The organism is Desulfosarcina sp. (genome assembly GCF_041551955.1).
Classification (GTDB): Bacteria; Desulfobacterota; Desulfobacteria; order Desulfobacterales; family Desulfosarcinaceae; genus Desulfosarcina.
The window spans coordinates 1-3,045 of the sequence record NZ_JBFELV010000541.1; the positions used below are offsets into that span (position 1 = coordinate 1).

A 3,045-nucleotide genomic window follows, 5' to 3' on the forward strand; every position below is an offset into this window, starting at 1 on the left:
AAAAAACAGATTCAAAAAGAATCTTTCAGATGACCGGCATGATTTTGACGATTTCGTGGATCTTGTTTTCGGAAAAATCAAAAAATTGGAAAAAGCCAACCTGAAGAAGCTTCAACTGCTCGTTCTCTACCTTCTGCAGAAGAAAGCTGCCCGTAACGGTTACAGAGGAAAGTCTGATTTCGAAAAGAACGTGGCAGCCCTGAAACGCATGTTTGCCTTTACCGATCATGAGGAGGAGTTCATCATCTTCCTGTTTGTCCTGTCAACCTGCGAAGCCGCCCAGGAATTCTGGCAAAACGGGGAACTGGAAAGCGCTCTGGAAGCACTGGACAAAGCCTATTCGTTGATCCTGACCGTTGAACCGGACGATCCGGCCAAGATGGTTCAGCAAAAGGAAGACCTGCGGTTTCTCATTTCCAAACGGATACTCGAAATCTATGCCTCCCGAAATATTGTGGTCAACGGCAACCATAATGCCATCCCCCGCGAAATCAACACGAACATTCAAAAAGAGATCAACCTGTTCACCCGAGGGCCGGAAAAAAACTTCTTTATCGATTCCTACAGGCGTTCCGGCAGATACCGGCCCATGATCCTTAAAAAGTTGGAGGCCGCCGGCCTCCCCGCCGAACTGTCTGGGCTGCCGTTGATCGAGAGCGGATTCAAGGTCAAGGCGCTGTCCAGTGCCCGCGCACTGGGATTGTGGCAATTCATCCCTTCAACCGGCTACAAGTTCGGCCTGAAAAGGGACCAGTATATCGATGAGCGCATCGATTTTGAAAAAGCCAGCGATGCGGCCATCGCCTACCTCAAGGAACTCCACAGCATATTCGGGGACTGGTCGACCGTACTGGCAGCCTACAACTGCGGAGAGGGACGGGTCCTGCGAGTCATCCGGACCCAGAACATCAATTATCTGGATGATTTCTGGGATCTTTATGGCCGGTTGCCCTTCGAGACGGCCCGTTATGTGCCCCGCTTTTTAGCGGCGCTGCACGTCATCGAAAACCTGGAAAAATATGGGATGTCGGATATTGACGTCTATCCGGCTCTCGCTTTCGAAAGGGTGGATGTTAACCGCCAGATCCACCTGAAAGATCTGGCCTCCCCCCTGGGGACCACATTCGACTCGCTGAAGGAACTCAATCCCGAACTTCGCTATAGTGTATTACCCCCCACCACCTATTCGCTGAGGGTGCCGTTGGGGAAACAAGACCTGCTTCTCGCGTCGATAGACCAGGTGCCGGTATCGTCTCCCCCCCGCCCCGCGTATGTCTACCACCGGGTCAGGAAAGGGGAAACCCTGTCGACGATTGCCCGACGGTATCATACCAGTGTAAAAAACATCATGTGGGCCAACAACTTAAAGCGATCCAGCTATATCGTCGCGGGTAAAAAACTGAAAATACCCCAGCGCGGCATGATTGTGACCCGTGCGCTTGCAGTCGCGCCATCAAACGACGCGTGGAATCAAAAACACGTGGTGAAAAGCGGCGACTCCCTGTGGATTATCGCCAAGCGATATGGTACGACAACCCAACAAATTCAGGAGATGAATCGCCTCTCGACTACCCGGCTGAGGATCAACCAGGTGTTGAAGGTCCCCTCACAGGAAAGTGCCTCCACCCAACCGGCCAAAGGCTCGGGAAATTATTACGTGCAACGGGGTGACAGCCCCTATATCATTGCCCGGAAATATAACATGTCACTGAATCAATTCTTGAAAATCAACGACCTGACCCCCAGGAGCACCATCTATCCAGGCCAGTCGGTAAGGATCGAGTGACCATCTAATTGTTGCCCCCGTAGCTCAGGGGATAGAGCATCGGATTCCTAATCCGTGCGCCGCAGGTTCGAATCCTGCCGGGGGCACCAGCGCTAAAGGTTTGGCGATTTTCGCCGGACCTTTTTTTACGGCTATTTTGGCTATGTATGGAAACGCCGACCTCAGATTCCGCTTTGAATACCGTTTACCTGTGCCAGGTAAGCCCCGATGTCTCCTGCGGGGCCTGCTGCGGGCTGTACAATGTCGCCGATCCTTCCCGTGAAAACCTGGAAGCCATGCTGGTGCGTCGCACACGGTGGTTTGCCTCAGTGCCGCGCACGGTGGCCGGTATCGATGCGTTCAAGGCAAGCGTCGAGGGCGCCGAACCTCAGGAAAGGCCGTTTCCGGATTTTCACCACTGCCCTTTTTTGGGAATGATCGAGAACGACGGCTGTCGGGTAGGGTGCCTCCTGCACCCGCTGGCCACGGGCAACGGCGGGGTGGACTGGCGGGGATTAAGCCACTACGGCGGCATGGCCTGCCGAACTTACTTCTGCCCCAGCGTCCGGCACCTGCCGGCCCGATGGCTGACCGCCGTTCGCCAGAGCATGGACCACTGGCACCTTCATGGCCTGGTCGTCACCGAGCGGCGGCTGCTGGCAGCTATATTTACGATATTGGAGGATCGGATGGGCCGGGAAATCGAAATCACCGACTTCTCCGAGCCTGCCCCTGCCGCCACGCTGCTGACCACCCTGACCACCCTTAAACTGCACTGGCCCTTCCGGCGCCGGGGCGCGCCGGGCGTATGCAATTATTTTTTTGAAGACGGGCTTTATCCGCGTCCGCCGGTGAAGCGAGAAGCAACTTCCATCCCAACCTCCCGATTCGAAGAATTATTTCATGAACTCGATTCCGGGTTTTCATCGGTAGACAGCATGGAGCGTGCCGAAGCAACGATCGAAGGCCTTCTCTTTGCACTCGACATGATTCGGACAAGCCAATAGCCGATTCCCGCAACCGCGTGCGAAAACGAGGGCCGGTATGCCGCATGGACCCCATGGCATAACGGCCCGCTTCATTCAACAGAACGGATGGACTTGTCTTAAAGCATCTGACCGATGGGCGTAAAATCCATACCGAATGCCTCGGCGACGGCCTGGTAGGTGACCTTGCCGTCGATCACGTTGGCCCCCAGCCGGATCTCCTCGTTCTCCTGCATGGCCTTTTTCCAGCCCTTGTTGGCGATCTGCACCGCATAGGGCAAGGTGGCGTTGGTC

At 55.0% G+C, this 3,045-nt stretch carries 3 protein-coding genes and 1 tRNA gene; 3 read left to right on the top strand and 1 reads right to left on the bottom strand.

What is annotated here, in order from left to right; translation table 11 throughout:
- The 3 genes from ABYV26_RS23785 to ABYV26_RS23795 form a co-directional block, all read left to right on the top strand.
- The coding region (locus ABYV26_RS23785) for a LysM peptidoglycan-binding domain-containing protein (protein WP_372683837.1) at positions 1-1,786 on the top strand (1,786 nt) is incomplete at its 5' end.
- 13 nt (positions 1,787-1,799) lie between these two features.
- Positions 1,800-1,875: transfer RNA gene (locus ABYV26_RS23790), tRNA-Arg, on the top strand.
- Between the two features lie 84 nt (positions 1,876-1,959).
- A complete protein-coding gene (locus tag ABYV26_RS23795) occupies positions 1,960-2,772 on the top strand; it encodes a hypothetical protein (RefSeq protein WP_372683838.1) in 813 nt (270 codons plus the stop codon).
- A 98-nt stretch (positions 2,773-2,870) separates the two neighbouring features.
- On the opposite strand, the gene ABYV26_RS23800 is transcribed toward ABYV26_RS23795, so the two are convergent.
- Complete coding sequence (locus tag ABYV26_RS23800; RefSeq protein WP_372683839.1) at positions 2,871-3,032, bottom strand: hypothetical protein; 162 nt, start codon at positions 3,030-3,032, stop codon at positions 2,871-2,873.
- Positions 3,033-3,045: the final 13 nt, after the last annotated feature.